The sequence below is a fragment of the Planctomycetota bacterium genome (genome assembly GCA_026387035.1).
GTDB lineage: Bacteria > Planctomycetota > Phycisphaerae > FEN-1346 > FEN-1346 > JAPLMM01.
Genome location: JAPLMM010000309.1, coordinates 1 through 4,847, shown reverse-complemented (window position 1 = coordinate 4,847; position 4,847 = coordinate 1). Strand labels below are relative to the sequence as shown.

Genomic DNA, 4,847 nt, shown 5'->3' with positions numbered 1-4,847 from the left:
GCAAGCCCGCCGGCTAAATGGGCCTGGCCCAAGCAAAAGCGAGGGAGGCGCATGGGCAAGACCGCACTACTGTTTCCGGGCCAGGGGGCGCAAGCGGTCGGCATGGGGCGCGACGTGGCGGAGGCGTTCCCGGAGGCGCGGGCCCTCTACGAACGGGCCGACGAGGTCCTCGGTTTTGCGCTCTCGGCGATTTGCTTCGACGGGCCGGAGGAGCGCCTCACGGCGACGGACATCAGCCAGCCCGCCATCCTGGTGACGAGCCTGGCGGTCCTGGCCGCGATGCGGACGACCGACGTGGGGAAGAACCTCCTCGTGGACGGGGCGGCTGGCCTCTCGCTGGGGGAATACACGGCCCTGGCGGCGGCGGGGGCGATCGGGTTTGACGAGGCGGTGCGCCTGACGCACCTTCGTGGGCGGTATATGCAGGAGGCGTGCGGGACGGCGCCGGGCGGCATGGTGTCGCTGCTGGGTGTGGACGAGGGGGGGGCGGAAAAGATTTGCCAGGCCGCCCGCCAAGCCGGTAGAATCTGGCCCGCCAATTACAACTGCCCGGGCCAGGTGGTCGTCAGCGGCGAGAAGGCGGCCTGTGCGAAAGCGGCCGAGGTCGCCGAGTCCATGGGCGCCCAGCGGGCGGTTCTGCTGGCGGTCGCGGGGGCGTTCCATTCGCCCCTGATGACAAGCGCCCGCGAGAAACTGGCGCCGGCACTGGCGAGTCTCGAGGTCCGGGACTTGAAATTCCCCGTGGTGGCGAACGTGACGGGGGATTTTTATCGGGGTCCGGGCGAGGTGGCGGACCTTCTGGCGCGGCAGGTGGACTCTTGCGTCCGCTGGCAGCAGGGCGTGGAACGGATGATCGCCGGCGGGTTCGACACGTTTGTCGAGGTCGGCCCGGGGCGGGTCCTCGTGGGGCTTCTGAAACGGATTGACCGGAAACTCGGGCGCAGCGCCCGGACGGTCGGGACGCTTGAAGAGATTCGGGCGCTAAGCGATTTTAGATAAGGCACGCGCCCAGCCCCGAAGGGGTCCATAGCCAGAACAGGGATAAACTGGGCGGCTAAATGTTGGCGCGGGCCACCGGGCGCGGGGATGTATACAGTTAGCCGCCCCGCCCGCCACGGCGGGTAAACTTGCGGGGCGCGCTAAATCGGGCGGGGCGGCGAACCCGCAAACGCTGAGGCATGAGAATGGGATTTGAAGGCAAGACGGCCATCGTGACGGGCGCCGCACGGGGCATCGGCCTGGAGATTGCGCGGCAACTGGCGGCGCGGGGCGCGGCGCTGGTTCTGGTGGACGTGCTGGAGGAGGACCTCGCGAAGGCGTCGGCGGAACTCGGCGGCGCGACGCTCTCCTATGTCCTCGACGTGACGGACGAGGCGGCCGTCGAGAAGATGATCGACGAGGTGGCCGAGAAGGCCGGTTCGATCGACATCCTCGTCAACAACGCCGGCATCACGCGGGACGACCTGCTGCTGCGGATGACCGAGGAAGCGTGGGACCTCGTGATGAAGGTGAACCTGAAGGGGACGTTCCTCATGACGAAGCACGCCGCCAGGTATATGATCCGCCAGCGGTCTGGGCGGATCGTCAACCTGGCGAGCGTCTCGGGTCTGGTGGGGAATCCGGGCCAGGCGAACTACTCGGCGTCGAAGGCGGGCGTCGTGGGGTTCACCAAGACGGTGGCGAGGGAACTGGCGGGGCGGAATGTGTGCGCGAACGCCGTCGCCCCCGGTTTCATCGACACGAAGATGACGCAGGTCCTGCCGGAGAAGGCGAAGGAGCGGGCGCTTTCGATGATTCCGCTCGGGAAAATGGGTCTCGCCCAGGACGTGGCGGCGGCGGTGGTGTTCCTGGCGAGCGACGAGGCCCGGTACATTACGGGCCAGGTGCTGGCGGTGGACGGCGGGATGGCGATGTAGGGCCCGCCGGGCCGGCCATAAAAGGCATTGCACGCCGGGCCGGTTGCCGATAGACTGCTCGGCCGGTGAGAAGGGGCCCCCGGGGGCCGCGGACGAAAGGGTGATGGGCAAACGTTTCCTGCAGACGCGATGAGGAGGCAAGGCATATGGCGGACGAGAAGAAGATCAGCAAGGCCTCGGGCAAGGTGAGCGACGTCGGTCAGCGGATCATCGAGATCGTCGCGGAACAACTGGGGGCCGACAAGTCGCAAATCGCCCGCGAAACGTCGTTCATCAACGACCTGGGGGCGGATTCCCTCGACACGGTCGAAATCGTCATGGAGATCGAGGACGAGTTCGACATCGACGTCCCCCAGGAAGACGCCGAAAAGATCCAGACGGTCGGCCAGGCGATCGACTATGTGGAGAGGCACCTGTAACCGATGGCCAGACGCGTCGTCGTGACAGGCCTGGGGCTGATCACGTCGCTGGCGTCGGACGTGGAAGCGTTCTGGAAGCGGCTGCTTGCCGGCTCCTCCGGCATCAGCCGCATTGAACATTTCGACACGTCCGGCTACACCGTTCACATCGGCGGCGAGGTCAAGGACTTTACCTCCGACACCTACCTTCCGAAGCACGAGGCGAAGCATCTGGACCGTTTCAGCCAGATGGCCGTCGGCGCCGCCGTCCAGGCCGTCCAGGACGCGGGGCTGGACCTGGCGAGCGTCGAGGACCCGTTCCGCGTCGGCGTCATCGTCGGGAGCGGCATCGGAGGCCTGGCGGAGTTCGAGGCCCAGCACAAGCGCCTCGTCGAGCGCGGGCCCATGAAGGTTTCGCCCTACATGGTCCCGAAACTCATGATCAACGCCGCCGCCGGCCAGATCTCGATTCTCTACGGCGTCAAGGGGCCGAACGCCGGCGTCGCCAACGCCTGCGCCAGCGCCTCCAACGCCATCGGCCAGGCATTCTGGGTCATCCAGAACGACGAGGCCGACGTGATGATTACGGGCGGTGCGGAGGCGGCCCTCACGCCGTTGGGCCTCGCGGGATTCTGCGCGAACCGCGCCCTCTCGACCCGCAACGACGAGCCCGCGCGCGCCAGCCGGCCCTTCGACCGCGACCGCGACGGCTTCGTCCTCTCCGAGGGCGCCGGCATCATCGTCCTCGAAGAATACGGGCACGCCAGACGACGCGGCGCCAAAATGTACGCCGAGATGATCGGCTTCGGGATGAGCGGCGACGGAACGCACATCGTCCAGCCCGACCCCGAAGGGCGCGGGGCGGCCTACGCGATGCAGCAGATGCTCAAGGACGCCTCGGCCGAGGCCGACTCGGTGGACCACATCAACGCGCACGGCACGGGGACGCCGCTCGGCGACATCGCCGAAACCAAGGCCATCAAGATCGTTTTCGGCGACCATGCCCGCCGGATCGCCGTCTCGAGCACCAAGTCGAGCCTGGGGCATCTTTTGGGCGCGTCGGGCGGCGTCGAGACGATTGCGACGGTCCTGGCGCTTCGGGACCAGGTGGCCCCGCCGACGATCAACCTCGAGAATCCCGACCCTGCGTGCGACCTCGACTATGTGCCGCTCGTGCCCCGCGAGATGCCCATCCGCCGGGCCGCGTGCAATTCCTTCGGTTTCGGCGGCCACAACGCCTGCCTGCTGCTGCAGAAGGTTTGAGCGCGGGCGGCCGCGATGACGGGCGCCAGTCCTTGACCTTCCGGCGTGGGCGCGGCTAGGATGGATGTGGAGGAACCGGCCATGAAAATGATTGTGACGCTTGAGCGGGACGAGACCGGCGCGGTGGTGGCCGAGTGTCCGGCCATTCCCGGCTGCGTCTCCCAGGGCAAGACCGAGGACGAAGCCCTCGCCAACATCCGCGAGGCGATTCAGGCGTGCCTGGAGGCCCGGGCGGCCAACGGCATGCCGCTCACCGTCGCGACGCGCGAGGTCGAGGTGAAGGTCTGATGGCCAAGTTGCCCGCCATCTCGGGCGCTGAAGCCGTCAGGCGCTTCGAGCGCGCGGGGTGGCGCGTGGACCGGCAAAAGGGCAGCCACGTCGTCCTCCTGAAGCAAGGTCATATCGCCAGCCTGTCGGTTCCGCAGCACAAGGAACTTGCGCCGGGCACGCTGCGCTCGCTGATTCGGGCGGCCGGGATGACGGTCGAGGAGTTTGAGCGCGTTCACTGATTTGCCGGTCGCAGCGCCTGTCTGCTGTTGCAGAAGATATGAGGCGACGGGTGCGCCGAATGCGACGGGTACCACGGCTGCATACCGTGCACCCGCGGCACCCGTTGTTTTATCGCAGATAGAGCCCTGCCGGCGGGCCGCAACGCTTATTGGCGCCCCTGGGCCGTGAGGGATACGACGATCCCCACGATCATCGCCGCCGTCAAGGTCAGGTTGAACAGGCCGAAGCACAGGCCCGTGATGAGGCCGACCCACGCGTGGACCTTGCCGCGCGCCTCCGGATGCTGTTTGGCGCACCGCAGCCCCAGGATCCCTAACACGACGGCGGCAACGCCCAGCGCGAGCCCCGCTCCTTTTCGTTCTGGACGTGTCCTTGCGATCCCCAAGCCGGACTCCCATTGTCCGCGCGGGATGGCCGGCTGCAAGTATTTTTCGGTCCGGAAATCAGGGCCGGGTTATTCGCGATCGTCGCGGGGAGGCTGGTTCTCGCGCGGCAGGCGGTAGGCGCCGAGGAAGTACAGGGCCAGCAGCGCGTCGATGTGCAGGAGTTCGACGTCGCCGGTTTCGCCCATCCGGCGCTTGACCTCGATGACGAACCAGAAGCCGAGGCCGAGTCGGGTGTCGCGGAGGATGGCGTATTCGAGGGCCGTTTCGTCCGGCGTCTCGCGGCCGGTGACGGCGGCGACCAGTCGGCGGACGATTCCGTAAAGGGCCTCGATGGCCGCCCGATACGATTGACCTTCCATGAGGCCCCGCACGCG

At 67.4% G+C, this 4,847-nt stretch carries 8 protein-coding genes; 6 read left to right on the top strand and 2 right to left on the bottom strand.

From position 1 onward, the window contains the following. The 6 genes from fabD to NTX40_11630 all read left to right on the top strand — a co-directional run. On the top strand, positions 1 to 999 hold a 999-nt coding region (gene fabD / locus NTX40_11655), incomplete at its 5' end, for an ACP S-malonyltransferase (protein ID MCX5649724.1). 185 nt (positions 1,000 to 1,184) lie between these two features. Continuing rightward, positions 1,185 to 1,916, top strand: coding sequence for a 3-oxoacyl-[acyl-carrier-protein] reductase (gene fabG / locus NTX40_11650; protein ID MCX5649723.1), 732 nt, complete (start codon positions 1,185 to 1,187; stop codon positions 1,914 to 1,916). A 185-nt stretch (positions 1,917 to 2,101) separates the two neighbouring features. Next, complete coding sequence (gene acpP / locus NTX40_11645) at positions 2,102 to 2,335, top strand: acyl carrier protein (protein MCX5649722.1); 234 nt, start codon at positions 2,102 to 2,104, stop codon at positions 2,333 to 2,335. 3 nt (positions 2,336 to 2,338) lie between these two features. Beyond that, positions 2,339 to 3,577, top strand: coding sequence for a beta-ketoacyl-ACP synthase II (gene fabF / locus NTX40_11640; protein ID MCX5649721.1), 1,239 nt, complete (start codon positions 2,339 to 2,341; stop codon positions 3,575 to 3,577). Between the two features lie 81 nt (positions 3,578 to 3,658). Continuing rightward, positions 3,659 to 3,865 carry a type II toxin-antitoxin system HicB family antitoxin gene (locus tag NTX40_11635; protein MCX5649720.1) on the top strand — a complete coding sequence of 69 codons (207 nt, stop codon included), beginning with the start codon at positions 3,659 to 3,661 and terminating at the stop codon, positions 3,863 to 3,865. Continuing rightward, positions 3,865 to 4,086 (top strand): type II toxin-antitoxin system HicA family toxin, encoded by a 222-nt coding sequence (locus NTX40_11630; GenBank protein MCX5649719.1) that lies wholly within the window; start codon positions 3,865 to 3,867, stop codon positions 4,084 to 4,086. Before NTX40_11635 ends, NTX40_11630 begins: the two co-directional genes overlap by 1 nt. Positions 4,087 to 4,232: 146 nt before the next feature. Here the strand turns inward: NTX40_11630 and NTX40_11625 are convergent, their stop codons facing one another. Both NTX40_11625 and NTX40_11620 read right to left on the bottom strand, forming a co-directional pair. Further along, positions 4,233 to 4,472: a hypothetical protein gene (locus NTX40_11625; protein MCX5649718.1), complete on the bottom strand. Its 240-nt coding sequence runs from the start codon at positions 4,470 to 4,472 to the stop codon at positions 4,233 to 4,235. Positions 4,473 to 4,541: 69 nt separating this feature from the next. After that, the coding region (locus NTX40_11620) for a hypothetical protein (protein ID MCX5649717.1) at positions 4,542 to 4,847 on the bottom strand (306 nt) is incomplete at its 5' end.

Coding starts and splice junctions, on each gene's coding strand:
- fabG (MCX5649723.1), top strand. CDS start 1,185: ATGGGATTTGAAGGCAAGACGGCCATCGTGACGGGCGCCGCACGGGGC.
- NTX40_11635 (MCX5649720.1), top strand. CDS start 3,659: ATGAAAATGATTGTGACGCTTGAGCGGGACGAGACCGGCGCGGTGGTG.
- fabF (MCX5649721.1), top strand. CDS start 2,339: ATGGCCAGACGCGTCGTCGTGACAGGCCTGGGGCTGATCACGTCGCTG.
- NTX40_11630 (MCX5649719.1), top strand. CDS start 3,865: ATGGCCAAGTTGCCCGCCATCTCGGGCGCTGAAGCCGTCAGGCGCTTC.